General features: G+C 71.7%; 28 protein-coding genes. 19 read left to right on the top strand and 9 right to left on the bottom strand.

Going from position 1 to position 26,330, the window contains the following annotated elements; translation table 11 throughout:
* Nucleotides 1–5 precede the first annotated feature (5 nt).
* Nucleotides 6–467: a heat shock protein transcriptional repressor HspR gene (locus ACZ45E_RS09420; protein ID WP_468218539.1), complete on the top strand. Its 462-nt coding sequence runs from the start codon at nt 6–8 to the stop codon at nt 465–467.
* A gap of 73 nt (nt 468–540) precedes the next feature.
* Here the strand turns inward: ACZ45E_RS09420 and ACZ45E_RS09415 are convergent, their stop codons facing one another.
* A complete protein-coding gene (locus tag ACZ45E_RS09415) occupies nt 541–1,536 on the bottom strand; it encodes a fibronectin type III domain-containing protein (protein WP_468218536.1) in 996 nt (331 codons plus the stop codon).
* Between the two features lie 69 nt (nt 1,537–1,605).
* On the opposite strand from ACZ45E_RS09415, the gene ACZ45E_RS09410 reads away from it, so the two are divergent.
* Complete coding sequence (locus ACZ45E_RS09410; RefSeq protein WP_468218534.1) at nt 1,606–2,124, top strand: GNAT family N-acetyltransferase; 519 nt, start codon at nt 1,606–1,608, stop codon at nt 2,122–2,124.
* A gap of 9 nt (nt 2,125–2,133) precedes the next feature.
* On the opposite strand, the gene ACZ45E_RS09405 is transcribed toward ACZ45E_RS09410, so the two are convergent.
* From ACZ45E_RS09405 to ACZ45E_RS09395, 3 genes are read right to left on the bottom strand one after another with little or no spacing between them, the layout of a single operon-like run.
* Nucleotides 2,134–2,325: a DUF397 domain-containing protein gene (locus tag ACZ45E_RS09405; protein WP_468218532.1), complete on the bottom strand. Its 192-nt coding sequence runs from the start codon at nt 2,323–2,325 to the stop codon at nt 2,134–2,136.
* The gene (locus ACZ45E_RS09400; protein WP_468218530.1) at nt 2,322–2,522 is read right to left on the bottom strand and encodes a DUF397 domain-containing protein; all 201 of its coding nucleotides are present in this window, start codon (nt 2,520–2,522) and stop codon (nt 2,322–2,324) included. Before ACZ45E_RS09400 ends, ACZ45E_RS09405 begins: the two co-directional genes overlap by 4 nt.
* Nucleotides 2,519–3,370 carry a helix-turn-helix domain-containing protein gene (locus tag ACZ45E_RS09395; protein WP_468218529.1) on the bottom strand — a complete coding sequence of 284 codons (852 nt, stop codon included), beginning with the start codon at nt 3,368–3,370 and terminating at the stop codon, nt 2,519–2,521. The genes ACZ45E_RS09400 and ACZ45E_RS09395 overlap by 4 nt, the downstream gene beginning before the upstream one ends.
* A 164-nt stretch (nt 3,371–3,534) precedes the next feature.
* Here ACZ45E_RS09395 and ACZ45E_RS09390 point away from each other — a divergent pair, with 164 nt between their 5' ends.
* The 3 genes from ACZ45E_RS09390 (at nt 3,535) to ACZ45E_RS09380 (ending at nt 6,456) form a co-directional block, all read left to right on the top strand.
* Nucleotides 3,535–4,116 (top strand): ATP-binding protein, encoded by a 582-nt coding sequence (locus ACZ45E_RS09390; protein WP_468218525.1) that lies wholly within the window; start codon nt 3,535–3,537, stop codon nt 4,114–4,116.
* Nucleotides 4,117–4,258: 142 nt separating this feature from the next.
* Nucleotides 4,259–5,122, top strand: a complete 864-nt coding sequence (locus ACZ45E_RS09385) for a helix-turn-helix domain-containing protein (protein ID WP_468218523.1) — start codon at nt 4,259–4,261, stop codon at nt 5,120–5,122.
* A 212-nt stretch (nt 5,123–5,334) separates the two neighbouring features.
* Nucleotides 5,335–6,456, top strand: coding sequence for a sugar ABC transporter substrate-binding protein (locus tag ACZ45E_RS09380; RefSeq protein ID WP_468218522.1), 1,122 nt, complete (start codon nt 5,335–5,337; stop codon nt 6,454–6,456).
* A gap of 50 nt (nt 6,457–6,506) precedes the next feature.
* Here the strand turns inward: ACZ45E_RS09380 and ACZ45E_RS09375 are convergent, their stop codons facing one another.
* Both ACZ45E_RS09375 and ACZ45E_RS09370 read right to left on the bottom strand, forming a co-directional pair.
* The gene (locus ACZ45E_RS09375) at nt 6,507–7,484 is read right to left on the bottom strand and encodes a helix-turn-helix transcriptional regulator (protein ID WP_468218519.1); all 978 of its coding nucleotides are present in this window, start codon (nt 7,482–7,484) and stop codon (nt 6,507–6,509) included.
* Nucleotides 7,481–8,527, bottom strand: coding sequence for a helix-turn-helix transcriptional regulator (locus ACZ45E_RS09370; RefSeq protein WP_468218518.1), 1,047 nt, complete (start codon nt 8,525–8,527; stop codon nt 7,481–7,483). The genes ACZ45E_RS09375 and ACZ45E_RS09370 overlap by 4 nt, the downstream gene beginning before the upstream one ends.
* Before the next feature lie 95 nt (nt 8,528–8,622).
* Here ACZ45E_RS09370 and ACZ45E_RS09365 point away from each other — a divergent pair, with 95 nt between their 5' ends.
* Nucleotides 8,623–8,802 carry a hypothetical protein gene (locus tag ACZ45E_RS09365; RefSeq protein WP_468218517.1) on the top strand — a complete coding sequence of 60 codons (180 nt, stop codon included), beginning with the start codon at nt 8,623–8,625 and terminating at the stop codon, nt 8,800–8,802.
* Nucleotides 8,799–9,143 carry a hypothetical protein gene (locus ACZ45E_RS09360; RefSeq protein ID WP_468218515.1) on the top strand — a complete coding sequence of 115 codons (345 nt, stop codon included), beginning with the start codon at nt 8,799–8,801 and terminating at the stop codon, nt 9,141–9,143. Before ACZ45E_RS09365 ends, ACZ45E_RS09360 begins: the two co-directional genes overlap by 4 nt.
* A gap of 125 nt (nt 9,144–9,268) precedes the next feature.
* Here the strand turns inward: ACZ45E_RS09360 and ACZ45E_RS09355 are convergent, their stop codons facing one another.
* Nucleotides 9,269–9,694, bottom strand: coding sequence for a pyridoxamine 5'-phosphate oxidase family protein (locus ACZ45E_RS09355; RefSeq protein WP_468218513.1), 426 nt, complete (start codon nt 9,692–9,694; stop codon nt 9,269–9,271).
* A gap of 114 nt (nt 9,695–9,808) precedes the next feature.
* On the opposite strand from ACZ45E_RS09355, the gene clpB reads away from it, so the two are divergent.
* Both clpB and ACZ45E_RS09345 read left to right on the top strand, forming a co-directional pair.
* A complete protein-coding gene (gene clpB / locus ACZ45E_RS09350; protein ID WP_468218511.1) occupies nt 9,809–12,406 on the top strand; it encodes an ATP-dependent chaperone ClpB in 2,598 nt (865 codons plus the stop codon).
* A gap of 126 nt (nt 12,407–12,532) precedes the next feature.
* Nucleotides 12,533–13,069 (top strand): YbjN domain-containing protein, encoded by a 537-nt coding sequence (locus ACZ45E_RS09345; protein WP_468218509.1) that lies wholly within the window; start codon nt 12,533–12,535, stop codon nt 13,067–13,069.
* 25 nt (nt 13,070–13,094) lie between these two features.
* Here the strand turns inward: ACZ45E_RS09345 and ACZ45E_RS09340 are convergent, their stop codons facing one another.
* Both ACZ45E_RS09340 and ACZ45E_RS09335 read right to left on the bottom strand, forming a co-directional pair.
* On the bottom strand, nt 13,095–14,285 hold the full coding sequence (locus ACZ45E_RS09340; RefSeq protein WP_468218507.1) for a mannosyltransferase family protein: 1,191 nt from the start codon (nt 14,283–14,285) through the stop codon (nt 13,095–13,097).
* Between the two features lie 127 nt (nt 14,286–14,412).
* The gene (locus tag ACZ45E_RS09335; RefSeq protein WP_468218505.1) at nt 14,413–15,597 is read right to left on the bottom strand and encodes a pyridoxal phosphate-dependent aminotransferase; all 1,185 of its coding nucleotides are present in this window, start codon (nt 15,595–15,597) and stop codon (nt 14,413–14,415) included.
* Nucleotides 15,598–16,382: 785 nt separating this feature from the next.
* Between ACZ45E_RS09335 and ACZ45E_RS09330 the strand changes: the two genes are divergently transcribed.
* From ACZ45E_RS09330 to ACZ45E_RS09285, 10 genes are all read left to right on the top strand, one after another.
* Nucleotides 16,383–16,907 (top strand): DUF2617 family protein, encoded by a 525-nt coding sequence (locus ACZ45E_RS09330; protein WP_468218503.1) that lies wholly within the window; start codon nt 16,383–16,385, stop codon nt 16,905–16,907.
* A gap of 110 nt (nt 16,908–17,017) precedes the next feature.
* On the top strand, nt 17,018–18,565 hold the full coding sequence (locus tag ACZ45E_RS09325; protein WP_468218500.1) for a polyamine aminopropyltransferase: 1,548 nt from the start codon (nt 17,018–17,020) through the stop codon (nt 18,563–18,565).
* Nucleotides 18,566–18,778: 213 nt separating this feature from the next.
* Nucleotides 18,779–19,654, top strand: a complete 876-nt coding sequence (locus ACZ45E_RS09320) for an SRPBCC family protein (RefSeq protein ID WP_468218498.1) — start codon at nt 18,779–18,781, stop codon at nt 19,652–19,654.
* A gap of 26 nt (nt 19,655–19,680) precedes the next feature.
* Nucleotides 19,681–20,478, top strand: coding sequence for an aldose epimerase family protein (locus ACZ45E_RS09315; RefSeq protein WP_468218495.1), 798 nt, complete (start codon nt 19,681–19,683; stop codon nt 20,476–20,478).
* A gap of 10 nt (nt 20,479–20,488) precedes the next feature.
* On the top strand, nt 20,489–21,043 hold the full coding sequence (gene pyrE, locus ACZ45E_RS09310; protein ID WP_468218493.1) for an orotate phosphoribosyltransferase: 555 nt from the start codon (nt 20,489–20,491) through the stop codon (nt 21,041–21,043).
* A gap of 155 nt (nt 21,044–21,198) precedes the next feature.
* A complete protein-coding gene (gene fbaA / locus ACZ45E_RS09305) occupies nt 21,199–22,230 on the top strand; it encodes a class II fructose-bisphosphate aldolase (protein ID WP_468218491.1) in 1,032 nt (343 codons plus the stop codon).
* Nucleotides 22,231–22,327: 97 nt separating this feature from the next.
* Entirely contained in the window at nt 22,328–23,488 is a 1,161-nt protein-coding gene (locus ACZ45E_RS09300) for a MalY/PatB family protein (protein ID WP_468218488.1), read from the top strand.
* 46 nt (nt 23,489–23,534) lie between these two features.
* Nucleotides 23,535–23,948 carry a DUF3151 domain-containing protein gene (locus ACZ45E_RS09295; protein ID WP_468218486.1) on the top strand — a complete coding sequence of 138 codons (414 nt, stop codon included), beginning with the start codon at nt 23,535–23,537 and terminating at the stop codon, nt 23,946–23,948.
* Between the two features lie 146 nt (nt 23,949–24,094).
* A complete protein-coding gene (locus ACZ45E_RS09290; RefSeq protein WP_468218484.1) occupies nt 24,095–24,937 on the top strand; it encodes a tryptophan 2,3-dioxygenase family protein in 843 nt (280 codons plus the stop codon).
* Nucleotides 24,930–26,129 (top strand): kynureninase, encoded by a 1,200-nt coding sequence (locus ACZ45E_RS09285; protein ID WP_468218481.1) that lies wholly within the window; start codon nt 24,930–24,932, stop codon nt 26,127–26,129. Before ACZ45E_RS09290 ends, ACZ45E_RS09285 begins: the two co-directional genes overlap by 8 nt.
* Nucleotides 26,130–26,330 lie beyond the last annotated feature (201 nt).

The raw sequence follows: 26,330 nt of genomic DNA, 5'->3' as shown, positions 1-26,330 counted from the left end.
GAGAGATGGACGGACACCCCGGTCGGCGGCGTACCAACCCGTACGAACTCACCGAGGAAACCCCGGTGTACGTCATCTCGGTGGCGGCCCAGCTCTCCGGCCTCCACCCGCAGACGCTGCGCCAGTACGACCGCCTCGGCCTCGTCTCGCCCGGCCGCACGGCCGGGCGTGGCCGCCGCTACTCGGCCCGCGACATCGAACTGCTGCGGAACGTGCAGCAGTTGTCGCAGGACGAGGGGATCAATCTCGCCGGCATCAAGCGCATCATCGAGCTGGAGAACCAGGTCGCCGCACTCCAGTCCCGGGTGGCCGAGCTGTCGGCCGCCGTGGAGGGTGCCGCCTCGGCCATGCAGCAGCGTGAGGCGGCGGTGCACGCCTCGTACCGCCGTGACCTGGTCCCGTACCAGGAGGTCAAGCAGACGAGCGCGCTGGTGGTGTGGCGGCCCAAGCGGTCGTCGGAGCAGTAGCCGCTCCGCTCGGAACAGGTGAAGGGGCCCGGGGTTCGTGAACCCCGGGCCCCTCTCGCGTGGTGTGGTGTGTTCAGCTCGCGTACGCGTACGCGTAGACGGGGGCCGATTCCCTGCCCTCGTCGTCGACGCTCACCACGTAGAAGGGCCCGGAGTAGACGGGGACACCCACCATCCCGCCGTGGGGGTGGACGGTAGTGAGGAGAGACCAGGCGGCCGGGCCGGGGTAGCTGTGGCCGTAGACGCGGTAGCTCTGGCCCATGTCGCCCGAGGAGGCATCCCACGAGATGGTGACGCGATCCCCGCGGACCTGCGTCATCACTCCGGAGGGCCTGGGTGCCGTGCCCGGCGCGGGCCGCGAGGCGGCCACCGGTGCGGAGACGCCGGAGCGCTGTCCTGACGCGTCGACCGCCTCGACGGTGTAGGTGACGCTCACGCCCTGCGCGGTCTGCGAGTCGGTGAAGCCGGCGCCGTACACGGTCTCCGGTCCGTCCTGGTCCTCCTGCCCCTCCGGCGCGGCCCACACCTCGTAGTGGTCCACGTGGTCCGACGAGGGCTGCCAGCGCACGGTGTTGCCCGCGGTGGTGCCCTGCGCGGTGAGGTCGGCGGGGACGCTCGGCGGTGAGGAGTCCGGGGTCTGCAGGTACCAGTCGTCGATGCCGGGCTCGGACTCGTGTCCGGCGCGGTCGACCGCCCGCACGCTGTAGGCGTACACGTCCCCGGTGGACGGGAGGAAGTCGGTCGTGGCGGTCGCTGTCAGGGGCTCGGTACCGCTGACCAGGGTCCAGTTGTTGTCCTCGACGAGACGCCGGTAGAGCCGGTACCCGGCGAGGTCCTCCTCGGTGTTCGCGTTCCAGCTGACGGCCGCGGTCTCGGTTTCCGGGTCGTACAGCACCTGAAGGCCGGCGGGCGCGGCGGGCGCGGGGTCGTCGGCGTACGCCGTGCCGGTGCCGGTGCCGGTGCCGGGGAGGTGCGGGGCCGCGGACGCGGAGGCCGTGGTGGCGCCGAGCAGGACAGCGGCGCCGAGGGCGAGGGTGGCCGCGATGCGGCCGGATCTGCGTAAGGTCATGCCCGGTACGACAACTGGCACCCCGGCCGGGTTGTGCGGCCCCACCGGTCCATGCCGGAGGATGGACCCATGACCGAGATCCGCACCCCCCGCCTCCTCCTGCGCCGCTGGCTGCCCGACGACGACCTGGCACCGCTCGCCGAGATCCAGTCCGACCCGTCGGTGATGCACCGCATCGGCGACGGCGCCCCGCGCTCCCTCGACGAGACCGCCGAGGACATCGAGCGCTGGGAGGAGGAGTGGGACGACGAGGGCTTCGGCCTCTTCGCCGTCGAACTCCTCGGCTCGGGCGAACTGGTGGGCGCGGTCGGCCTGTACGTCCCCGACGCCCCGCCGAAGCTCGCGGGCCACATCGGCATCCAGTGGCGGCTCGGCCGGGTCTTCTGGGACCAGGGCTACGCCTCGGAGGCGGCCCAGGCCACGCTGGAGTTCGCCCTCCAGGACCGCGGCATCGACCGGGTCGTCGCGGCCACCGCCCCGGACGACTCGCCCTCGGCGAAGCTGCTGCACAAGCTGGGGATGGGCTTCACCGGCGAGGACGGGGGCCTCCGGCTCTACGCGATCGACCTCACCGAGTACGCGGGCTGACCACCCGGGTCAGCGCCCGGCGACCGCACCCGCGAGAAACCGGGCCCAGGCGGGGCCGCCCACGGTGAGCCGGGCCCTGGCCGGGCTCTTGGAGTCGCGGATATGGGCGGTGCCGGGGGTGTGGGCGACCTCGACGCAGTCGGGATCGCTGCTGCCGCTGCTGTAGCTGCTCTTGAACCAGACCAGTTCGGACGGGTTCACAGGTCCTCCAGGAAGCGGGTCCAGGCAGGGCCGCCGACGGTGAACCGGGGTCCCGCCGGGCTCTTGGAGTCACGGATGTGGGCGGCGCCGGGCGTGTGGGCGACCTCGACGCAGTCGGCCTCGCTGCTGCTACTGCTGTAGCTGCTCTTGAACCAGACCAGTTCGGACGACTCCCCGACTGAGACCTTGCGGATCATGTCTCTCCCAGCACTTGCTCAATGAAGGCCAGCGACTCTCCTGGCGTGAGAGCTTGGGCCCGGATCATGCCATACCGTAGTTCGAGGATACGGAGCTGTTTGGCCTCCGTGACCGGCCGCCCGCCGAATGCTCCCTCGGAGCGCCCCACGGCCGTCCCGTCCTTGAACTTCAGCACCTGCAACTCGCCCTGCATCCCGGCATGTTCCTCACGCGCTGTCGGCATGACCTGGATGGAAACTGCTCGCAACTGTCCCAGGTCAAGCAGGTGTTCGAGCTGCCGACGCAACACCATCCTGCCGCCGAGCGGGCGCCTGAGCGTCACCTCTTCCTGGACGAAGCTGAGCGCGGGAGCCGGGCAGCGCTCGAAGACGGTCTTCCTGGCTTGCCGGGCAGCGACGGCCCGTTCGATGGCGGCGGGCTCGTAGGCGGGCAGCCGCATCTCGAAGAGCGCACGCGCATACTCGGGCGTCTGTAGCAGCCCGTTCACATTGTGGTTCTCGTACACCGCGAGCTCAACCGCCCGCGCCTCCATCCCGGCGATGTCCCGAACCTTCTTCGGGTACCGAACCTCCGCCACATCCATCTTCATCGCCTTGATGAACCCGCCCGCCCCCAACACCTCGTCGGCCTTGTCGAGGAACTCCGGGCGCGGGATCCTCGACCCGCTCTCCACCTTGTAGACGATCCCCTCCCCGTACCCCATCGTGGCCGCCAGCTCCGGCACCCGTAGCCCCATCGCCTCGCGCCGCGCTCTCAACTGGCGCCCCACCAGGGCGATCACGGCCGCACCCTGCTCGTCGCCGGGCTCGATCTCCCAGCCGTCACCGTCCGTCGCCGTCTCCGTCATCCCGCGCCCCTCCAGTGCACCGATCCCCGCCCGTGTCCCGTCAGCGTCCGTACCCCCACGCCCCGCTGGACAGCCTGTACAGCCCTGGACAAACCATGGACAGTCGCCGTACGTGACGGGCATGTCACTGGTGAGCGTACGAGGCGATGGCCACGCTGAGTGACGTGAACCAGAAGACCGCCGAACTTCCGCGCCCCGCGACCCACTTCACCGTGCAGCTCTCCTCCACGCCCCGCGGAGCCCGCCTCGCCCGCCTGCTCGCCGTCGAACAGCTCCGGGCCTGGGGCCTACCCCTCGAACTCGACGCGGCGGCGCACGTCGTCGCCGAGCTGGCCACGAACGCCGTCACCCACGCCCGGCTGCCCGGCCGCGACTTCCGGCTCAGCCTCTACGTCACCGGGGGCGCCCTGCGCGTCGAGGTGGCCGACGCGTGCGGCGACGCCCTCCCGGAGCCCCAAGTGGCGGCGCCCGACGCCGAGTCGGGCCGGGGTCTCGTCCTGGTGGCCGCACTCACCGACCGCTGGGGCATCGTCGCGGGGCCGAGCCCCCGCAAGACGGTCTGGGCCGAACTCGATCTCGTACGGCGGCCGGTGACCAGGAACCCGTGCGCCGGTGGCATGGACGACACCACCAAAGGAACGACTGAGAGGGAAAGAACCCGGACCAAGCCCCTCCCCACCTCCCGCGACAGCGTCCGCGAGGCCGCCCGCGACTCCTCCCGGGGCCCGGCCGACACGGTCGGGTGAACATCATCAACTCAGCTTGCGCCACGCCCGGTTGCGGCCTCTACGCTCACCGCGACAGATCAACCCAGACATACGTCGGCCCCCGGCCGGGACTAGCGATCCCGATCGAGGGCCTGACCACCGAGGAAGTAGACCCTTCCTGATGGATACCCAGAACCCTAGCGCGCCTTCGCGCGCCCAGTCCGGCGTTGCCACCAACAACCCCCCGGACGGGTACGGCATCGCTCACGAGAACGCCCGCCACCACACCCGGTTCACGGTCATCGGCAACCACCTCGCCCAGCACCGCGAACTCTCCGGCCTCGCGATCGGCCTCGCCGTCCACATCCAGTCCCTCCCGGCCGGGGCCCGCGCCGACGTCAGGACGCTCGCCGCCCGCTTCCCGGAGGGCACCACCCGGATCGCCGCCGCCCTGCGCGAGCTGGAACACCACGGCTACCTGCGGCGCGAGCGCCGACGCACCCCCGACGGGCGGGTCCGTACGCGTACGGTCTCCTGCAACAAGCCGGGCGCCTCCGCCGCGCATCCGGAGGGGCCGAAGTCGGAGTCCCAGCCGAAACCGGAGTCGAAACCGAAGCCGAAGCCGCCGCGCCCGCTCGCCGTTCCTCACCCGGAACACACCCCAGGGCCCGGAATCCTGGAGGCCGCCACCGACGTCCTGGCCGGACTCCACCGCGCCGACGCCCGTCTCGCCCTCTCCGCCCGCGACGTCGAACGCCTCGCCCCCGGCGTCGTCGCCTGGCTGGAGCGGGAGCTGACGCCCGCCGCCGTGCATCACGCCCTCACCCGCGAGCTGCCCGATGACCGCCCCATCCGCAGCCCGGCGGCCCTCGTCGCGCACCGCCTGATGGCCGGCCTGCCGCCCTGGCCGCCCGCGTCCCGGCGCCCCGCCCTGCCGCCACCACCCGCCCGGCACCCGCTCCAGAACTGCGACAGCTGCGACCGGGCCCACCGCTCCCTCGAACCGGGCCTCTGCCCGGCCTGCCGCCCCGCACCGCAGATCTGACGGAGTCCGACGGAGTCTGACGGACTCTGACGCCAAGGGTGTTACCGCCGGGTACACATGTCCGTTATTCGCCGTATCTGGCTTCATGTGGGGAAGTAACGGATGCGGTTTCGTTGCGGTGTCGCTTCATCTCTTGACGCGACTTGGGCGGCCGAGTTGGCTTCGAGCCACCTCGGCCGCACCGTCGCGGCCACGTCAGGGAGGTATCCGTAATGAACACGCGAATGCGATGCGCCGCGCTTGCCGGCGCCGCATCCGTCCTAGTGGCCTCGGTCTCGGCCTGCGGTGGTGTGCTGCCCGGCGGGGACAGTGACACCAGCGCGCCCGTGCGCAAGGGCAACGACGTCAAGATCGGTCTGCTGTTGCCGGAGAAGGAGACCGCTCGCTACGAGAAGTTCGACTACCCGCACATCAAGAGTGAGATAGCGAGACTGACCGACGGGCGGGGGCAGCTGGAGTACGCCAACGCCGGTCAGGATGCCGAGTTGCAGAACCGGCAGGTCGACCAGATGATCTCCAAGAAGGTGGACGCGCTGATCGTCGACGCCGTCGACGCGAAGGTGATCACCGCCGCCGTGCAGCGGGCCAAGGACGCGGGCATCCACGTCATCGCGTACGACCGTCTCGCCCAGGGCCCCGTGGACGCGTACGTCGGGTTCGACAACGGGCTCGTCGGCCAGACCCAGGGCAAGGAGCTCGTCCAGGCCCTCGGTGACAAGGCCACCAAGAGCGCCAAGGTCGTCATGATCAACGGATCGCCGACCGACCCGAACGCCATCGACTTCAAGGAGAGCGCCCGCGCGGAACTGGCGGACGCCGTCACCATCGCCAAGTCCTACGACACGGTCGCCTGGAAGCCGCAGAACGCCAAGGCCAACATGGAACAGGCCATCGCCACGATCGGCGCCGCCAACATCGCGGGGGTCTACTCGGCCAACGACGGCATGGCGGGCGGTGTGGTCGCGGCGCTCAAGGAGGCCGGGGTCACGAAGATGCCCCCCATCACCGGTCAGGACGCCGAACTGGCGGCAGTGCAGCGGATTCTGACGGGCGATCAGTACATGAGCGTCTACAAGCCGTACCCCGAGGAGGCCGCGACGGCCGCCGAGATGGCGGTGCGGGTCGCGCAGGGCCGGACCATCGAGTTCGAGGCGCTCGCGATGGACAGGACCGACAGCCCGACGACGAAGCAGGTCCGCACGGCGAGCGTCAGCGTCGTCGCCCTGACCCGCGACAACATCAGGCAGACCGTGATCAAGGACGGGATCTTCAAGGTGAAGGAGATCTGCACGGCGAAGTACGCGCAGGCGTGCGCGGAGGCGGGCCTCAAGTAGCCCCCGCCGGTCAGCAGTAATCCCCGCCGGTCAGCAGTAGTCCCTGCCGGTCAGCGCTCCTGGGTCAGGATCCCCGATTGTCCGATGAGGAAACCGAGCTGGGCGCGGCTCTCGCTGCCGAGCGTCGCGGCCAGCTTGGCGATGTGATGGCGGACCGTGCGGATGTTGACCCCGAGGCGGTCAGCGATGACGGCGTCGGTGTGCCCCTCTATGAGCAGCGCCGCGATGGTGCGCTGGCGGCTCGACGGGTCGCCCTGCGGGGCGGATTCCGGGGCCGTGACGGGGAACATGGGGGCCGCGAGCCGCCAGAGGCGCTCGAAGGTGGTCACCAGGTACGAGATCAGCGCCGGGTGGCGGATCTCCAGGGCGACGGTCCGGTCGGGGTTGGCCGGGATGAACGCCACGGTGCGGTCGAGCAGGACGAGTCGTTCGGTGACCTCGTCCAGCGTGCGGACCTGTACGTCGCCTTCGAGTTGCTCGAAGTGGGCGCGCACGGCCGGCGAGTGCCGCGTGCTGTGCTGGTACAGCGTGCGCATCCGACAGCCACGGGCGAGCAGTTGCTGTTCGCGCGGGCGAACATCGGCGAGCAGATCCGGGGGCCGGAAGCCGCCGGGCTGGATGGTGAGCAGCTCCTGGGAGGAGGCCAGCATCGCGTCGGCGATGGCGGCGTTGATGCGGCGGAACCCCATGATGACGTTGAGCATCGGCGCGTTGGGCACGGCCGCGCGCTCGGCGTCCAGGTTCATCAGGGGCGCGAAAGCCCTGGCCAGCCGTGCCTCACGGTGACGCTGCCGGGCGATCTCGTCCTCGATGTTGTTCAGCAGGGCGGGCAGCGCCACCGCGGGCGCGACCGGCTGCATCCACTCGGCGTCCGCCGGGTCGGGCTTGAGCAGGCCGTGCTCCAGCAGGCAGGGCGCGTCCGCGGTGGCCTCCGTGCGCACACGTCCCCAATGCAACGCGTGGGCGTAGAGCTGTGCGCCCGCGTCGCAGAACTCCTCGACTCCGTGTCTGTGCGCCCCGCCTGTCACTTGCTGCTCTCTCTGGTCGGCGGCCCGGTCTCCTGGTCCAGGATCCCTGACCTGGCTATGAGGTAACCGAGTTGCGCGCGGCTCCCGCTGCCGAGCGAGGCCGCGATCTTCGCGATGTGGGCGCGGCAGGTGCGGACGTTCATCCCGAGGCGGCGGGCGATGGCCTCGTCCACATGCCCTTCGATCAGCAGCTTGGCGATGGAGCGCTGGACGCCCGTGATGCCGTCGGTGGCCGGGGGGTAGGGCGGATCCTCCAGGAGGGGGGTCGCCCGCCGCCACAGATCCTCGAACACCTTGGCGAGATAGTCGACGAGGCCGGGGTGGCGGAGTTCCAGCGCGACCTGACGCTCCTCGCCGACGGGGATGAGGGCCGTGCTCCCGTCGAAGATCATCAGGCGGTCGATGAGCTCTTCGAGGGTGCGTATCTGTACGTTCTCCCGGTGGATCCGGGCCGCGTAGGCGAGCGTTCCCTGGCTGTGGCGCACCGTGTGCTGGTAGATGGTGCGCATCGCGACGCCCCGGTCCAGGACCGTCTGGCCGCGCTTCAGCGCCACGTTGAGGGTGTTCTCGCTGCGGCCGCCCCCGGGCTGCACGGTGAGGACCTCGGACCGGCACTCCGCGGTGAGGCGCTCTATTGCCGCGTTGATGCGAGTGTCACCCTCAAGGACAGTGATGGCGTGTGAGGTCGGTTCCGTTCGCGCCGTGATGGCCATGAAGGGTTCGAACAGATCGGTCAGCTGGACGGCGGCTTTCCGCCGCTCCTGTATCTCGCGCTCCAGCGGAAGGAGCCACTGTGCGAGGGCCGCCGAGGGGGGGACCGGGCGGAGCCAGCTGGCGTCGTCCGGATCCGGGTGCAGCAACGCGGCTTCGAGGAGGCAGGGTGTGTTCTCTGCCTTCGTCCGTGCCAGCCGGCCCTCGCTCAGAGCAGCCGCGTAAAGACGCGCACCTTGGTCACAGAGCGGAGCTGTGGGGTGAGGATGTGTCGGTTTGGTGCTTGTTGAGAACAATCTCCACCCCCCAGGGTCCTGAACGTGCAGGAACATGATGCATCGACTCTGTGGCTTTGACGTGCCGGATTGAGACATCGTCTTGTTGCAGCCGGGGGAGAGGAACTTACCAAGTGAGGACGAAGCCGACTATGTTGAAGCGCATGCTTCGCTCGGTGGTGATCGCCGCCTTTTCCGCCGGGCTGACCGTCGGTGCGCTGAGCGCACTCGATCTCGGATGGAACGACGCCCCCGCGGCGAGCCCCGTATCGGTCGCCGCGGCCCCCCCGGACCTTGGCTGGAACGCGGCTCCGACAGGTGCGGTCGAATGATCACCCCGCCCGACGACAGATCCCTGCGCCGCGAGATGGCGATCGCCTACCGGTCCGGTTGGCACACGATCGACCTCGTGACGGCCATCCCGAACCCGGGTGACTCGCTCATGGTCACCCTGTTCGGGGAGCCGATCATCGTGGTGCGGGACGACGACGACGACCTCCGGGCCTACCGGTGTCTGCGTCGCCCCCGCGGCGCCCCGCAGCCGGTGCGGACCGTCGTCCGGTACGGGATGATCTTCGTCAACCTCGATCAGCGTGATCACCAGCTGGTCGGCGACGCGGAGCCCGAGGTTCCGCACAGCAGTACCACCTCTGCCACCCCCCGCAGTGCCTGACGCGATTCCCCCGTCGCAGTAGATCGCGCAGGTGCTTCCCCCCGCAGCGGCGTCACCGTGGACCTGAACACGGTGGCGCCGCTGCAGTTTTCTGCCCGGGGGCCGTGTGCGCGGGCCCGGGCGGGCTACTCGTCGAAGACGCCGTTGCCCGTGCCCCGGCCCACCGCGATCTCGATGACCACCCGGTCCGGGTTGGGCCGCGGCGCGCGCGAGTACCGCTCGGCGTAGCGGCGTTCGGCGTCCGCGATCAGCGCCGGGTCCGTGCGGACGGTGGCCGTGCCCTCCAGGGTCGTCCAGCGCCGCCCGTCGACCTGGCAGACCGCGGCCCGGGCCGGGGCGGAGGGCGGCGCCGCCAGGATGTGGGCGATCTTCCGGCTGGCCTTGTTCGTGATGACCCGGGCCACCCGCTCCCCGGCGTCGTACGTCACGCCGACCGGGACGACGTGCGGGGTGCCGTCCGGGCGCAGGGTCGTCAGGGTGCACAGGTGCCGTTCCCGCCAGAAGCTGAGGAAGGAGGTGCCGGGGGCGTCCAGGTCGATCTTCTTGGCCATGGCCTGGAATCTATCCTTCCCGTCGCCCCGCCACCTTGAGCGGAATAGACTCAACTTTGCGTACGCTGAATAGGTCAGAGTTGCCCGTGACGTGGAGGAGAAGGAGACAGTTACGTGGACGCCGAGCTGACGAACCGGAGCCGCGACGCGATCAACGCGGCCACCAGCCGGGCCGTGTCCGGGGGACACCCGGATCTCACCCCGGCGCATCTGCTCCTTGCTCTCCTGGGGGGCCAGGACAACGAGAACATCACTGATCTGCTGGCCGCGGTCGGCGCCGACCAGGCGCAGGTCAGGGCCGGGGCCGAGCGGGTCGTCGGGGCGCTGCCCAGCGTCACCGGATCGACCGTGGCGCCGCCCCAGCCCAACCGCGAACTGCTCGCCGTCGTCGCCGACGCCGCCGAGCGGGCCAAGGAGCTGGGTGACGAGTTCCTCTCCACCGAGCATCTGCTGATCGGTATCGCCGCCAAGGGCGGTGCCGCGGGTGACGTACTGGCCGAGAATGGGGCCAGTACGAAGAAGCTGGCCGAGGCATTCACGAAGAGCAGGGGAGGGCGCCGGGTGACCACACCCGACCCCGAGGGTTCGTACAAGGCCCTGGAGAAGTTCGGTACCGATTTCACCGCCGCCGCGCGCGAAGGGCGGCTCGACCCCGTCATCGGACGGGACCAGGAGATCCGCCGGGTCGTCCAGGTCCTGTCGCGACGCACGAAGAACAACCCGGTGCTCATCGGTGAGCCCGGCGTCGGCAAGACCGCCGTCGTCGAGGGGCTCGCCCAGCGCATCGTGAAGGGCGACGTGCCGGAGTCCCTCAAGGACAAGCGGCTCGTCTCCCTCGACCTGAGCGCCATGGTCGCCGGGGCGAAGTACCGCGGCGAGTTCGAGGAGCGGCTCAAGACCGTCCTCTCCGAGATCAAGGAGAGCGACGGGCAGGTCATCACCTTCATCGACGAGCTGCACACCGTCGTCGGCGCCGGCGCGGGCGGCGACTCCTCCATGGACGCCGGGAACATGCTCAAGCCCATGCTCGCCCGCGGTGAGCTGCGCATGGTCGGCGCGACCACCCTCGACGAGTACCGCGAGCGCATCGAGAAGGACCCCGCCCTGGAGCGCCGGTTCCAGCAGGTGCTGGTCGCCGAGCCGAGCGTCGAGGACTCCATCGCGATCCTGCGCGGTCTCAAGGGGCGCTACGAGGCCCACCACAAGGTGCAGATCGCCGACAGCGCGCTCGTCGCCGCCGCCACGCTCTCCGACCGGTACATCACCTCCCGCTTCCTGCCCGACAAGGCCATCGACCTCGTCGACGAGTCCGCGTCCCGGCTCCGTATGGAGATCGACTCCTCCCCCGTGGAGATCGACGAACTCCAGCGCGCCGTCGACCGGCTGAAGATGGAGGAGCTGGCCATCGGCAAGGAGACCGACCCGGCCAGCAGGCAGCGCCTGGAGAAGCTGCGGCGCGACCTCGCCGACAAGGAGGAGGAGCTGCGCGGCCTCACCGCCCGCTGGGAGAAGGAGAAGAAGTCCCTCAACCGCGTCGGTGAGCTGAAGGAGAAGCTCGACGAGGCGCGCGGCCAGGCCGAGCGCGCCCAGCGCGACGGTGACTTCGACACCGCCAGCAAGCTGCTCTACGGCGAGATCCCCTCCCTGGAGCGGGACCTGGAGGAAGCCTCCGAGGTCGAGGAGGAGGTCGCCAAGGACACCATGGTCAAGGAGGAGGTCGGCCCGGACGACATCGCCGACGTCGTCGCCTCCTGGACCGGCATCCCCGCGGGCCGTCTCCTCGAAGGCGAGACGCAGAAGCTGCTGCGCATGGAGGACGAGCTGGGCAAGCGGCTCATCGGCCAGACCGAGGCGGTCCGCGCCGTGTCCGACGCCGTGCGCCGCACCCGAGCCGGGATCGCCGACCCCGACCGCCCCACCGGCTCCTTCCTCTTCCTCGGACCCACGGGCGTCGGCAAGACCGAGCTGGCCAAGGCGCTCGCCGACTTCCTCTTCGACGACGAGCGGGCCATGATCCGCATCGACATGAGCGAGTACGGCGAGAAGCACAGCGTCGCCCGGCTCGTCGGCGCCCCGCCCGGCTACGTGGGCTACGAGGAGGGCGGCCAGCTCACCGAGGCGGTCCGCCGCAGGCCCTACTCGGTCGTCCTGCTCGACGAGGTCGAGAAGGCGCACCCCGAGGTCTTCGACATCCTGCTCCAGGTCCTCGACGACGGCCGTCTCACCGACGGCCAGGGCCGCACCGTCGACTTCCGCAACACGATCCTCGTCCTCACGTCGAACCTGGGCTCCCAGTACCTCGTGGACCCGCTCACCTCGGCCGAGGAGAAGAAGCAGCAGGTCCTCGAAGTCGTCCGGGCCTCCTTCAAGCCGGAGTTCCTCAACCGCCTCGACGACCTGGTGGTCTTCTCCGCCCTGGACAAGGACGAGCTGCGGCGCATCGCCGGGCTCCAGCTGGAGCGGCTGGCCAAGCGCCTCGCCGAGCGGCGCCTCACGCTCGACGTCAGCGAGAGCGCGCTCACCTGGCTCGCGGAGGAGGGCAACGACCCGGCCTACGGCGCGCGCCCGCTGCGCCGCCTCGTGCAGACGGCCATCGGCGACCGCCTCGCCAAGGAGATCCTCTCCGGTGAGGTCACGGACGGGGACACGGTGCGGGTGGACGCGTTCGGCGACGGCCTGATCGTGGGACCCGTCACCGACAAGACGCTGTAGGGGCCCGTCCCCCGGGGTGTCCGCAGACGGCGAACGGCGAAAACCCGGCAGACGAGCTGCCGGGCTTGCCCCCCGGGGGGCCCGATGGGAGAGGATGGGCCTCAGCCATACGAAGGGACCAAGCGCGTGAGCATCGACCCGTCCTCGATTCCCAATTTCGGGGGACAGCCCGAACCGCAGCAGGGAGCGGGACCGGCAGGCCCCGTCATCCCCGACCAGGATCTGGTGAAGCAGCTCCTGGAGCAGATGGAGCTCAAGTACGTCCTGGACGACGAGGGTGACCTCGCCGCGCCGTGGGAAGAGTTCCGTACGTACTTCATGTTCCGCGGCGAGGGTGACCAGCAGGTCTTCTCGGTGCGGACGTTCTACGACCGGCCGCACGGCATCGAGTTGAAGCCGCAGCTCCTGGAGTCCATCGACGACTGGAACCGGCGCACCCTGTGGCCGAAGGTCTACAGCCACACGCACGACGACGGCACGGTCCGGCTCATCGGCGAGGCCCAGATGCTGATCGGCACCGGTGTCTCCCTGGAGCACTTCGTGTCGTCGACCGTCAGCTGGGTGCGCGCCGCGATCGAGTTCGACCGCTGGCTCGTGGAGCAGCTCGGCCTGGAGGCCGAGGTCGACTCGGCCGAGGAGAAGCCCGAGGACGACTCGGAGTGAGACCGGCTCCCCGCAGCCGCCACAGCTACAGGGGCATACGGGCGTAGGCGATCAGATACGTCCCGTACGTCACCGAGAGCCCGGCCAGCGCGCCCACCACCAGGAGGGTGTGCGCAGGCCGGGTTCTCGCCGTTCTGGCCAGCGCACAGGCCAGCGGCAGCAGCAGCGGGAACGCGGGCAGCAGGAAGCGCGGCTTGGACTCGAAGAAGCCGGAGCCGCCGACGGTGACGAGGAGCAGGACGCCGCTGTAGACGAGCAGCGGCAGGGGCGGGCGGTCCAGGAGCAGCAGCGCGTACAGCAGCACCGCCACCAGGACGATGACCAGCGTCGCCGGGAAGACGAAGCGGTCCCCGTGCAGCAGCATCCGGCGCGCGACCCGGACCGAACCGGCCCCGAAGTCGAACCGCGACCCCCAGCCGCGCTGCACCGTGAAGTACCCGCCGAGGGGATCGCCCTTCCGGAACCCGACCCACAGCACGTACGCGGCCCAGCCCGCCGGGGCGAGCAGCGCGCCCGTCCACAGCCTGGGGGGAACCCGGCCGCGGCGCCGGACGATCTCGTACCCGGCGGTGGCGAGGACGGCGGCGGCGACCGCGAAACCGTTCGGCCGGGCCAGTCCGGCGAGCGCGGCCAGGGAGCCGGCCCAGAGCCAGCGGCCCTTCAGCAGCGCGTACAGCGACCATGCGCCGAGCGCGGTCAGCAGGGGCTCCGTGTACGCCATGGACAGCACGACCGAGTGCGGGAGCAGGCCCCACAGGACGACCAGGAGCGCGGCCACGGCCCGGCTGTGCAGGAGCTCGCCGACGCGGTACACGCCGACGGCGGCGACGAGCGTCGCCGCCCACGCGAGCAGCAGGGCGCAGGTGGTGGCGCCGACCGGCAGGACCAGGTGGAGCGCGCGGATCAGCGCCGGGTAGAGCGGGAAGAACGCCAGGTCGCTGTGGATGACGCCGGGCTCGAAGCGCAGGGTGCGGCCGTAGCCGTGGCCCGCGATGTGGAGGTACCAGAGCGAGTCCCAGGACCGGCCGAGCAGGGTGAGGGGCCGTTGTCCGCTCAGCCATGCCGCGACGGTGACGGCGACCATCCCGGTGAGCCGGGCGGCGGCGAAGAGACCGACGGCGCCGCCCGCCCCGGACGCGAGCATGCGCGGCAGGGCCCCGGGTCCGGCGGGGGTGGCCGGGGGGCCGTCGAGGACGGTTGCGGAAGGCTCGGTCACATCCGAACCCTGCGATACCCGTGCCGGGCCCGCGAGTTGGGAGCCGCCAGACGAGCGGCGGGGCCCGTCCGGGTCCCCGGGCGAGCCCCCGGGCGGGCCTCGGGCGGGGCAGGCCCTGGGGCCGGTCCTAGAGCCGCTTGAGCCGCGCTACGGCGTCCGCGAGTACGTCGTCCCGCTTGCAGAACGCGAACCGTACGAAGGGGGCGCCGGCCGCGCGGTCGTCGTAGAAGACGGCGTTGGGGACCGCGACGACCCCGCAGCGCTCGGGCAGGGCCCGGCAGAAGGCGAAGCCGTCGTCGAAGCCGAGCGGGCGGATGTCGGTCGTCACGAAGTACGTGCCCTGGGGGCGGAAGACCGTGAACCCGGCGTCGGCGAGGCCCGCCGCGAGGAGGTCGCGTTTGGCGGTCATGTCGGCGCGGAAGCCGTCGAAGTAGGAGTCGGGGAGGGCGAGGGCCTCGGCGACGGCGTACTGGAAGGGGCCGGAGGCGACGTAGGTGAGGAACTGCTTGGCCGAGCGCACCGCGGTGACCAGCTCGGGCGTGGCCGTGACCCAGCCGACCTTCCAGCCGGTGAACGAGAACGTCTTGCCGGCCGAGCCGATCGTCACCGTCCGCTCGCGCATCCCGGGCAGCGTGGCGAGCGGCACGTGCTCGGCGTCGTCGAAGGTCAGGTGCTCGTAGACCTCGTCGGTGACGACGAGGAGGTCCCGCTCGACGGCGAGCTCGGCGATCGCGGTGAGCTCGGCGCGGGTCAGGACGGTGCCGGTCGGGTTGTGCGGGGTGTTGATGAGCAGCAGGCGGGTGCGGGGGGTGACCGCGGCGCGCAGCTCGTCGAGGTCGAGGCGGAACGAGCCGTCGTGCGGGCGCAGCGTCACCGGGACCCGGGTGCCGCCCGCCATCGCGATGCAGGCCGCGTACGAGTCGTAGTACGGCTCGAACGCGACGACCTCGTCACCGGGCTCGACCAGCGCGAGCAGCGAGGCGGCGATGGCCTCGGTCGCGCCCGCCGTCACCAGGACCTCGCGGTCGGCGTCGAGCGCGATACCGTACCGGCGCTCCTGGTGCGCGGCGATCGCGGCCCGCAGCTCGGGGACGCCGGGGCCCGGCGGGTACTGGTTGCCGCGCCCGTCGCGCAGCGCCCGCACCGCCGCCTCGCGCACCTGTTCGGGTCCGTCGGTGTCGGGGAAGCCCTGGCCGAGATTGATGGCGCCGGTCCGTACCGCGAGGGCCGACATCTCCGCGAAGATCGTCGTCCCGAACTCGGCGAGTCGGCGGTTGAGCAGGGGGCGCGCGCTGGAGGTCATGGCGGCCATCCTGCGCCGAACCTCTGGAGTTCCTCAACTCTGCTTTGGCCGTGCGCGGGCGAGGGCATCCCCCTGTCACGCCCGCTCGGGGCGCCCCTCGGGGGATTCGGGGGAAGAGGAAGGGGGACCGGTGATGGGAGCAGTCGTCATCGTGGTCTTCGTTGCAGTGATCGCCGCCGTCGTCGTCGTCCCGGCGCTCAGGTCGGGCGGGCGGGGCCGTCCGCGTACGTCCCTCAGGAAAGGCGCGCGCGCTTCGCGGGGCAGCAGGAACAGCTGGTGGGCCGGGGGCACCGGTGGCGGTGTCGTCGGCGGCTCCTCGTGTTCATCGGGTTCTTCCGGGCACCACGGCGGGCACCACTCGTCGTGCGGCGGCAGCTCCTCGTGCGGCGGCAGCTCCTCCTCGTGCGGGGGCGGCTCGTCGTGTGGGGGCGGGGGCGGGTGCGGCGGCGGGAGCTGACGCCGCACCCGGGGCGTGCGGCCCGCACGGAGGCGACTGACACGGGGCAGTCGGTCCGCGCGGGCCGCACGTACGCACGTTCCCCTTGACACCCGGCAGGTGGTGAGTTGGGCGCGAAAGGTGACGGCGGCAGTTGAACAGTTGAACTGTGGAGCCCTCGGGGGGATGGAAACCCTCCGAAGTTGGGTAAAAACGCTGTGAGGGCGTCGCCGCCCATGATTCCCTTTAACCGTCAACTCAGCCCTCGTACTGCGTGTTCAACGCCTTCGCGTGGGCACGAGCCGGTCCCTTTGACGTAGCCGGCCCCATCTCCCCTTGCGTGCAGCGGAGCCGACCCATGCTCACGACCCTGAACACCGCCTACACCGACACGAGTGCGGCCGATCTGGCCTGGGCCCTGGGCCGCGAGCCGCTCCCCGCGCTCGCCACGCTCGACCTCGAACTTGCCGGTACAAAGCTCCAGTTGAGGCTACTCGGCGCCTCCCACCAGGTGCTCCTCGAGGAGGAGCACGGCAACTGCTCGGAAACCGTCGCCTGTATCCCCGGCAGCAGCACCCCGCTCCCGCTCGGCGTCGCGAAGCGCGTCGGCGACTGGGAGTACGAATTCGCGGCCCGCGTCGAACATTTGACGGAGGGCCAGTTCGCCGGACGCGCCCAGGAGTTGCTGGCCCTGGTCGCCGACCACCCGAACGGGCTGGCGGGCGTCTTCCCCGGCAGCCCGCACGCCTTCACGGCGATGCTCGCCCAGTACCACGAGGGCCAGGTGCAATGGCGCACCTGGCACGCCTATCCGCAGGACGGCCAACTCGTCGCCACCCGCAGCCGGATGGGTGCGCGGATGCCCGCCGTCGCCGCCCTCTAGATCGGGTTCCGGGCCCAGGGTCGCGGGGGCGGCGGATTATGCGCACGGTGCGCCTGTTCCACACGTGTGGGTGACGAAACGGGGTCGAACGGTGACGTAGCGTTCCCCGCGTGATCGAACCGCACGTGTCCGCACCGCCCTCGGGGCCCGGCCTGCCCCGGCCCCGGGGTGAGCCCGGCCGGGCCCCTCTCCCGGTGACGCCGGGCACCGGCCGGTTCCTCGTGCTCGTCTGCGTCTTCGTCTGCGCGGCCTGCGGCCTCGTCTACGAACTCGAACTGGTCGCCCTCGCCTCGTACTTCCTGGGCGACTCGGTCACCCAGACCTCCGTCGTGCTCTCCGTCATGGTCTTCGCGATGGGGCTCGGCTCGCTCGCCGCCAAACGCCTGCGGCCGCGCGCCGCCGCCGGATTCGGCCTGGTCGAGACCGCGCTCGCCCTCGTCGGCGGGTGCAGCGCGATAGCCATGTACGCCGTCTTCGCCTGGAGCGGCGGCCGGGGCGCGGTCTGGTCCGAGGGCCCGCGCTGCCTGCTGGTGGCCTTCTCGCTCGGCATCGGCGTCCTGATCGGCGCCGAGGTGCCCCTGCTGATGGTGCTCATCCAGCGGATCAGACGCCAGGACGCGGGCGGCGCGGTCGCCGACCTGTTCGCGGCGGACTACGTGGGCGCCCTCGTCGGCGGCCTCGCCTTCCCCTTCCTGCTGCTGCCCGTGCTCGGACAGCTGACGGGCGCCCTGCTGACAGGCGCGGTCAACGCGGTGGCGGGCGGCGCACTCGTACTCGGCCTGCTCCGGCGGGACCTGAGCGCCCGGGGCCGCCGGCTGCTCCTCCTCGCCAACCTCACGGTGCTGATCCTGCTCGCCGCCGCCTGGGTCCTCGTCGACGACTTCGAGCGGGCCGCGCGGCAGGCCATGTTCGGGGCGCACGTCCGGGTCGCCGAGCGGACCGAGGTGCAGGAAGTCGTCCTGACCGGGGGCGAGCGGGGCCCCCTCGACCTGTACCTGGACGGGCGGCTGCGGGTGAGCGGCCGCGACGAGGCGCGCTACCACGCGGCGCTCGTCGGCCCCGCGCTGCGCGGCGGCCCGCGCGCCCGGGTCCTGGTGCTCGGCGGCGGCGACGGGCTCGCCGTGCGCGAGGTGCTCCGGGATCCGGCGGTGCGGCGGGTGGACGTCGTCGACACCGACCCCGGGGTGGTGCGGCTCGCCAGGACCGATCCCGGGCTGAGCGCGCTGAACCGGCGGGCGCTGAGCGACCCGCGGGTACGGGTGGCCACCGGGGACGTGTTCGCGCTGCTCCGGGACGCCGCCCGGTCCCGCGCCCAGGACCCCTACGACGTGGTGATCTGCGATCTGCCCGGCCCTGCCCGCACGGACAGCGCGAAGCTGTACTCCCAGGAGTTCTACGGGCTCGTGCGGCGGGTGCTGAGCGGGCGGGGCCGGGTGGTGGTGCACGGCGGGGACGTGTCGGGGCGGTTCTGGACGGTCGCCGCGACGGTGCGGTCCGCGGGGTTGCGGGTGGTGGCGTACCAGGGTGATGGCGGGGCGGCCGGATTCGTGGTGGGGGAGCGGGGGCGGCTGCCGCCGTCCGTGGAAGGGGTGCGGGTGGTTCGGCCTGGGCGGGGGTATGCGCCGTCGACGCTTGTGCATCCGCGTTATGGGGGGTGAGCGCCGTGGGGGTGGGGTTTGTCGCCGGGTGCGGGCCGGTGGAGCTTCTCGCGCAGTTCCCCGAGCCCCATGAGGGCGCACGCAGTGCGCCTTTCAGGGGCGCGGGGAACTGCGCGACCAGCCCCCACCGGACCCGCACCCGAGAGAAGACGGCCCCCGGCAGATGCCAGGGCGGCCCCCGCAACCACGACGGAGTCGCTACGCTCGGGTGGTATGGAGCATGAGGTGTTCGTTCCGGTTCCGGCGGAGTCCCTGCGGGCGGTCCTCTGCGACCCCCTCCGGGTGGCCCGGGCGCTGCCCGGGTTCCAGCGCGACGCGTCGGGCGACGGGGGCCGCCTCAAGGTGCGTATCGAGGGGCACACCATCACGTACCGCGGCAGCGTCCGCGTCGTGGAGGGTGCCGATGGTTCGTTCGCCATGACCGGCGAGGGGACCGAGGCGCGCGGCGCGGGCGGCGTGCGGTTCGCCCTGACCGCCCGGGTCACCGCGGCCGACGGCGGCTCCGCGCTCACCTTCACCGGCACCGCCTCCGGTGAAGGACGCGTGGCCGACCTCCCGGGGCCGGCCGTGGCCGCGGCGGGCCACCGGCTGCTGAACCGTTTCGCTGGGAACCTCGGGTCGGCGGGGCAGGAGCCCGGCTCGGAGGAGCCGGACCACGAGATCCACGCGATGGACGAGATCGACGAGATCGACGAGACCGATGACCTCGCCGGGGACGAGACCGACGGGATCGACGCCGCCGACGCGGTCGACGAGGCTCAGGCCCGGCCGCGGCGCGGGTCCGTCCACGACGCCGAGGTGCCGCCACCCGCCCTCGACCCCCTGTCCGACGAGGAGACGTACCCCGGGACCTCCGACGGCGGCACCGGGGAGCTGCCGTCCGAGCCCGTCGCCGGGCACGCCCGCCGCACGATGATCGGCCGCAGCGCCGAGGAGGTCGACCACGCGCCGCCGCGCGGCCGGTACGCGCCGGTGCCCGCGCCGGAGGGCGTCACGGCGAGCGCCACACTGCGCTGGGCCGCACCCGCCGCCGCCCTCGCGCTCGCCTCGGCGATCGTCGTCGGCCGGGCCCTGCGCAGGCGGCAGTAGGCGGTGGCCGCATAGGGTCAGTGGTCGTGACGACTCAGGAGACGACGCTGACCGCGGGCGACGCGGAAGTGACCGTGGCGCCGGGCAACGGCTGCCGGGTGAGCAGCTTGAAGATCGCCGGCATGGAACTGCTGCGCCAGGGGGAGCGCTACGGCTGCTTCCCGATGGTGCCGTGGTGCGGGCGCATCGAGGAGGGGCGGTTCCGGGACGGCGGGCGCGTCCACCAGATGCCGCTGAACTCCCCGCCGCACGCCATCCACGGCTTCGCCCGCGACGCCGAATGGACCACCGCGCGGGCCGGGAAGAGCGAGGCCGTCTTCACGTACGACCTGGCCGAGCCCTGGCCCTACCCGGGGCGCGTCACGCAGATCGTGGCCCTCACCGAGGAGTCGCTGACCCTGACGCTCGGCATCGAGACGTACGGCGACTCGTTCCCGGCGCAGGCCGGCTGGCACCCCTGGTTCAACCGGACCCTCGACATCGCGGGCGGCCCCCAGGTCGAGATCGCCTTCGACGCCGCCTGGCAGGAGGAGCGCGGCGCCGACCACCTGCCCACCGGCCGCCGCATCGACGTACAGCCCGGCCCCTGGGACGACTGCTTCGGCATGCCCGACGGTGTCGATGTGACGCTGACCTGGCCCGGAGCGCTCGAAGTGAACGTCAGGAGCCGCGAGCCGTGGGCCGTCGTCTACGACGAGCAGGAGGCGGCCGTGTGCGTGGAACCGCAGACCGGCCCGCCGAACGGACTGAACACCGCGCCGCGTCTGGTCACCGCCGTGGAGCCCCTGGAGGCCAGCACCACGTGGTCGTGGCGGCGGCTTTAAGCTCGTAGCCATGACGACGAACGACGTGCGCGACGCGCTGCTCCAGCAGATCAAGGACAAGGCCGTGGTGCACGGCAAGGTGACGCTCTCCTCCGGTCTGGAGGCCGACTACTACGTCGACCTGCGGCGCGTCACGCTCGACGGGGAGGCCGCCCCGCTCGTCGGGCAGGTGCTGCTCGACCTGACCGCGGAGCTGGAGTTCGACGCGGTGGGCGGTCTGACGATGGGCGCCGACCCCGTCGCCGGCGCGATGCTGCACGCCGCCGCCGCCCGCGGGAAGCGGCTCGACGCGTTCGTCGTCCGCAAGGCCGCCAAGGCGCACGGCATGCAGCGCCGGGTGGAGGGCCCCGACATCAAGGGCCGTCGCGTGCTCGTCGTCGAGGACACCTCCACCACCGGCGGGTCCCCGCTGACCGCCGTCGAGGCGGTCCGTGAGGCGGGCGGCGAGGTCGTCGGCGTGGCGACCATCGTGGACCGGGCCACCGGGGCCGCCGAGAAGATCACCGAAGGGGCCGGCGTGCCGTACCTCTTCGCGTTCTCCAAGGACGAGCTCGGCCTGGACTGAGCCCGCGCCCCGGCAGCCGCCCGGCACTCGCACAAGTCTGGAAAGATGGGGGCGACGATGATGTCACCCCATGGTGCCTGGTGAGGGTCGGACCACCGGTCGAGACACCTGAACAACCCAAACCCGCAATCGCGCGCTTCACGAGGAGTCGACAGATGGCCATCGCAACCCCGGATCAGTACAACGAGATGCTCGACCGGGCCAAGGCGGGGAAGTTCGCCTACCCGGCCATCAACGTCTCGTCGACGCAGACCCTCAATGCCGCCCTCCAGGGCTTCGCCGAGGCGGAGAGCGACGGGATCATCCAGATCTCGACCGGTGGCGCCGAGTACCTGTCGGGCCAGGGTGTGAAGGACATGGTGGTCGGCGCCCAGGCGCTGGCCGAGTTCGCGCACGTCGCCGCCGCGCGGTACTCGAACAAGATCGCGCTGCACACCGACCACTGCCCCAAGGGCAAGCTGGACGGTTACGTGCGCCCGCTGCTCGACATCTCCACCAAGCGCGTCGAGGCCGGCGGCCTGCCGCTGTTCCAGTCGCACATGTGGGACGGCTCGGCCGAGACCCTCGCCGACAACCTGGAGATCGCCCAGGAGCTGCTCGCCAAGGCCAAGGCCGCGAACATCATCCTGGAGATCGAGATCACCCCGACCGGCGGTGAGGAGGACGGCGTCTCGCACGAGATCAACGACAACCTCTACACCACGGTCGACGACGCGGTGCGCACCGTCGAGGCGCTCGGCCTGGGCGAGAAGGGCCGCTACCTGCTCGCCGCCTCCTTCGGCAACGTGCACGGCGTGTACAAGCCGGGCAACGTGGTGCTCCGCCCCGACCTGCTCGCCGACCTGAACGAGGGCATCGCCGCGAAGTACGGCAAGCCGGCCGGCTCCAAGCCGTTCGACTTCGTCTTCCACGGCGGCTCGGGCTCCACCCTGGAGGAGATCCGCACCGCGCTGGAGAACGGCGTGGTCAAGATGAACCTCGACACCGACACGCAGTACGCGTTCACGCGGCCCATCGCGGGCCACATGTTCGAGAACTACGACGGCGTCCTGAAGGTCGACGGCGAGGTCGGCAACAAGAAGACGTACGACCCGCGCGTGTGGGGCAAGAAGGCCGAGGCGGGCATGACCGCCCGCATCGTCGAGGCGTGCGAGAGCCTGCGTTCGACGGGTACGCGCATCAAGTAACCCGTACAAGACCGTGTGCGGGCCCGGCCTCCCCCTCCCGGGGGTGCCGGGCCCGTGCCATGCCCGTGCCCCGCCCGGAGGTCCGTGAGTGTTCCCCATGACGTACGACTTCGACACCCCTGTCGACCGGCACGGCACCTGGTGCGTGCAGTGGGACGGCATCACGGACCGCTTCCCGGCCCCGGACCTGCTGCCCTTCACCATCTCCGACATGGACTTCGCGTGCGCGCCCGAGGTGCTCGCCGCCCTCAACACCCGCCTCGCCCATGCGGTGTTCGGCTACACGGACTGGCGGCAGGAGGATTTCCGCGGTGCGATACGCGACTGGTTCCGCACTCGGTACGCCACCGAGGTCGACACGGACCGGCTCGTGTACGGCCCCTCCGTCCTCAACCAGATATCGCAGCTGCTGCGCATGTGGACCGGGGCCGGCGACGGCGTCGTCGTGCACGCGCCGACCTACGACGGTTTCCGCAAGGCGGTCACCGGGCTCGGGCGCGACCTGCGCACCGTCGGCCTCGACGACCGGGCCGCCCTGGAGCGGGAGCTGGCCCGCCCCGACAGCCGTGTCCTGCTCCTCTGCTCGCCGCACAACCCGACCGGGCGCGTGTGGAGCGACACCGAGCTGCGGCAGTTCGCGGACCTCGCGCGGGCCCACGACGTGGCGGTGATCAGCGACGAGATCCACGCCGACCTGACCCACGACGGGTCCACGCACCTGCCGTGGACGCGGTACGCGGACGGCCTGCGCTGGGCGCTGGTCACCTCCGCCACGAAGTCCTTCAACTTCCCCGCGCTGAGCGGCAGTTACGGGTTCATCGGCGACCCGGGCGACCATGCCGCGTTCGTCCGCCGGATGGAGACGGGCGAGGGCCTCGCCTCCCCCGCCGTGCTCTCGCTCACCGCCCACATCGCCGCGTACCGCGAGGGCGGCGCCTGGCTGGACGCCCTGCGCGCGTACACGTACGGCAGCCTGCGCATGGTCGAGGAGCGTCTCGACGCGGCGTTCCCCGAGCTCAAGTGGCGTGTCCCGCAAGCCGGTTACCTCGCCTGGATCGATCTGCGGCCGCTCGGCGTCACCGCGGACGACGAGCTCCAGCGGGTCCTCGTCGAGCAGGAGAAGGTCGCCGTCATGCCGGGCGGCACGTACGGGGCGCCCGGCTTCGTCCGGCTGAACGTCGGCTGCCCGCGCGCCAAGGCGGAGGCGGGCATCGACGCGCTCGTGCGCGCCGTGCGCACCGTCACCGGGCGTGACTGAGCTCCGGCGTGGAGAGCAGCCGCCCGGATGGCGCAGACTGGAAACCATGAGCCTTCACGAGAACCTGCTCGGGGGACCGCCCCCGACCCACCTGCCCGACGACCCGGAGCCGCGCGAGCTGCTCGCGGGCGGGACGCCCCCGGCGGACGTCGCCGCGAAGTACCCGACCTCCTCGCTCGCCTGGGCGCAGCTCGCCGACGAGGCGTTCGAGCGGGGCAGCGTCGTCGAGTCGTACGCGTACGCCCGTACCGGCTACCACCGCGGGCTCGACTCGCTGCGGCGCAGCGGCTGGAAGGGGCACGGGCCCGTGCCGTGGGAGCACGAGCCGAACCGCGGTTTCCTGCGCGCCCTGCACGCCCTGGCCCGCGCGGCCGGGTCCATCGGTGAGCAGGAGGAGTACGAGCGCTGCTCGCAGTTCCTCAAGGACTCCTCGCCGGCGGCGGCGCAGACCCTCGGCTGACGGTCACTGTGCGTGAGGCCCGCCTGTGGTCAGGCGGGCCTTGCCGTTCCGGGGGACCATTGGGAAGGATGCGAGGCGGGGACCGGGGCCCCGTGCCGGTAACGGCAGGGCGGACCGCTACCCGGAGTACATATCAGGAGACAGCGATGTCCCACGACGCGGATCATGGAGCGGACACCACCGCAGCGCCGCATCTCGACTTCGCGGGCACCACGCCCTACGAGGACTACGTCCAGGCCGATGTCCTCACCCACCTCCAGCACCTTCGCTCGGACGACCCCGGCGAGATGGTCTTCCTGGTGACGACCCAGGTGATGGAGCTCTGGTTCACCGTCATCGTGCACGAGTGGGAGACGGCGGCCCGCGCCGTCGCCGCGGACGACGTGCCGGTCGCCGTGGCCGCGCTCAAGCGCTCGGTGCGCCAGCTGGAGGCCCTGAACGCCTCATGGCGGCCGCTGTCGGGGCTGACCCCGGCCCAGTTCAACTCCTACCGGTCCTCACTCGGTGAGGGCTCCGGCTTCCAGTCGGCGATGTACCGGCGGATGGAGTTCCTGCTCGGCGACAAGTCCGCGTCGATGCTGGTGCCGCACCGCGGCGCGCCCCGCGTCCACGCGGAGCTGGAGAAGGCGCTGCACGAGCCCAGCCTCTACGACGAGGTGCTGCGGCTCCTCGCGCGCCGCGGCCACGATGTGCCGCGGGCCGTCCTGGACCGCGACGTCTCCCGGCGCTACGAGCCCTCGCCCGAGGTGGAGGCCGTCTGGACGGCGCTGTACGCGGGCGACGAGAGCGCCGAACTCGCGCGCCTGGGCGAGGCGTTGACGGACGTCGCCGAGCTGGTGTGGCGCTGGCGCAACGACCACCTGGTGGCCACCCGCCGTGCCATGGGCGCGAAGACCGGCACCGGTGGCTCCGCCGGTGTGGCGTGGCTGGAGAAGCGCGCCCAGAAGAACGTGTTCCCCGAGCTGTGGACGGCGAGGTCCCATGTCTGACGCCCCTGACCTGTACGAGCGGGCGCGGAAGCTCGACGCCGGGGACCGACTGGCCGCGGTGCGCGAGGAGTTCGTCCTGGACGAGGTCGTCTACCTCGACGGGAACTCGCTGGGCGCGCTGCCCGCGCACGTTCCCGGGCGCGTGGAGGACGTGGTGCGGCGCCAGTGGGGCGAGCTGCGCATCCGCTCCTGGACCGAGTCCGGCTGGTGGACGGCGCCCGAGCGGATCGGTGACCGGATAGCCCCGCTGGTGGGTGCGGCGCCCGGCCAGATCGTGGTCGGCGACTCCACGAGCGTCAATGTGTTCAAGGCGCTGGTGGGTGCGGTGCGGCTGGCCGGGGAGGGGCGGGACGAGGTCCTCGTCGACGCCGCCACCTTCCCGACGGACGGCTACATCGCCGCGTCCGCGGCCCGAATGACGGGGTGCTCGGTGCGCGCGGTGGCGCCGGGCGAGGTGGCGGGGGCGGTCGGCTCCCGTACGGCCGCCGTCCTGCTGAACCACGTCGACTACCGCACCGGGCGGCTGCACGATCTGCCGGGCCTGACCGCGGCGGTCCGGGCGGCGGGCGCCGTGAGCGTGTGGGACCTGTGCCACAGCGCGGGCGCGCTGCCGGTCGGGCTGGACGAGCACGGCGTCGACCTCGCCGTCGGCTGCACGTACAAGTTCCTGAACGGGGGCCCGGGTTCGCCCGCCTACCTGTACGTGCGCGAGGAGCACCAGGCCGCCTTCGACTCGCCGCTGCCGGGCTGGAACTCGCATGCCGAGCCGTTCGGGATGCGCCCGGCCTACGAGCCCGCGCAGGGCGCGCTGCGCGGTCGCGTGGGGACGCCGGACATCCTGTCGATGCTGGCCCTGGAGGCGGCGTTGGACGTGTGGTCGCGGCCGGACGTCTCCGTCGCCGCGGTGCGCGCCAAGTCACTCGCCCTGACGGATTTCTTCCTGGAGTGCGTCGCCGCGTACGTCCCGGCGGGGCGGGTCGAGCCGGTGACACCGGCCGCGCACGCCGAGCGGGGCAGCCAGGTGGCGCTGCGGTGCGCCGACGCGGGCGAGGTCATGGGCCGGCTCGTCGCGGCGGGCGTCGTCGGTGACTACCGGGCGCCGGATGTGCTGCGGTTCGGGTTCACGCCGCTGTATCTGGGGTTCGCGGAGGTGGAGCGGGCGGCGAGGGTGCTCGCGGAGACGCTCGGGTGACCGGCGCCGCGGCCTGCCCGGGTGTCGCCGGGCGCACGTTCAGGTGACGTAGACCCCGGCCGTGGGGGGGGGGGGGGGGGGGGGGGGGGGGGAGGGGGGGGGTGGGCCGGGGGGGGGGGGGGGGGGGGGGGGGGGGGGGAGGGGGGGGGGGAGGGGGGGAAGGAGAGTGAGGTGGCTTGACACGCACCTGGGTGACCCCCT

The organism is Streptomyces sp. NPDC030991 (assembly GCF_055571235.1).
This window is presented reverse-complemented; position numbering and strand designations above follow the sequence as displayed.

Coding starts and splice junctions, on each gene's coding strand:
- ACZ45E_RS09360 (WP_468218515.1), top strand. CDS start 8,799: ATGATCACCCCGCCCGACGACAGATCCCTGCGCCGCGAGATGGCGATC.
- ACZ45E_RS09420 (WP_468218539.1), top strand. CDS start 6: ATGGACGGACACCCCGGTCGGCGGCGTACCAACCCGTACGAACTCACC.
- ACZ45E_RS09400 (WP_468218530.1), bottom strand. CDS start 2,522: ATGATCCGCAAGGTCTCAGTCGGGGAGTCGTCCGAACTGGTCTGGTTC.
- ACZ45E_RS09415 (WP_468218536.1), bottom strand. CDS start 1,536: ATGACCTTACGCAGATCCGGCCGCATCGCGGCCACCCTCGCCCTCGGC.
- ACZ45E_RS09300 (WP_468218488.1), top strand. CDS start 22,328: ATGACGTACGACTTCGACACCCCTGTCGACCGGCACGGCACCTGGTGC.
- ACZ45E_RS09290 (WP_468218484.1), top strand. CDS start 24,095: ATGTCCCACGACGCGGATCATGGAGCGGACACCACCGCAGCGCCGCAT.
- ACZ45E_RS09320 (WP_468218498.1), top strand. CDS start 18,779: ATGGAGCATGAGGTGTTCGTTCCGGTTCCGGCGGAGTCCCTGCGGGCG.
- ACZ45E_RS09335 (WP_468218505.1), bottom strand. CDS start 15,597: ATGGCCGCCATGACCTCCAGCGCGCGCCCCCTGCTCAACCGCCGACTC.
- ACZ45E_RS09395 (WP_468218529.1), bottom strand. CDS start 3,370: ATGACGGAGACGGCGACGGACGGTGACGGCTGGGAGATCGAGCCCGGC.
- ACZ45E_RS09295 (WP_468218486.1), top strand. CDS start 23,535: ATGAGCCTTCACGAGAACCTGCTCGGGGGACCGCCCCCGACCCACCTG.
- ACZ45E_RS09355 (WP_468218513.1), bottom strand. CDS start 9,694: ATGGCCAAGAAGATCGACCTGGACGCCCCCGGCACCTCCTTCCTCAGC.
- ACZ45E_RS09370 (WP_468218518.1), bottom strand. CDS start 8,527: ATGTTCCTGCACGTTCAGGACCCTGGGGGGTGGAGATTGTTCTCAACA.
- ACZ45E_RS09365 (WP_468218517.1), top strand. CDS start 8,623: ATGTTGAAGCGCATGCTTCGCTCGGTGGTGATCGCCGCCTTTTCCGCC.
- ACZ45E_RS09330 (WP_468218503.1), top strand. CDS start 16,383: ATGCTCACGACCCTGAACACCGCCTACACCGACACGAGTGCGGCCGAT.
- ACZ45E_RS09380 (WP_468218522.1), top strand. CDS start 5,335: ATGAACACGCGAATGCGATGCGCCGCGCTTGCCGGCGCCGCATCCGTC.
- pyrE (WP_468218493.1), top strand. CDS start 20,489: ATGACGACGAACGACGTGCGCGACGCGCTGCTCCAGCAGATCAAGGAC.
- fbaA (WP_468218491.1), top strand. CDS start 21,199: ATGGCCATCGCAACCCCGGATCAGTACAACGAGATGCTCGACCGGGCC.
- ACZ45E_RS09285 (WP_468218481.1), top strand. CDS start 24,930: ATGTCTGACGCCCCTGACCTGTACGAGCGGGCGCGGAAGCTCGACGCC.
- ACZ45E_RS09410 (WP_468218534.1), top strand. CDS start 1,606: ATGACCGAGATCCGCACCCCCCGCCTCCTCCTGCGCCGCTGGCTGCCC.
- ACZ45E_RS09385 (WP_468218523.1), top strand. CDS start 4,259: ATGGATACCCAGAACCCTAGCGCGCCTTCGCGCGCCCAGTCCGGCGTT.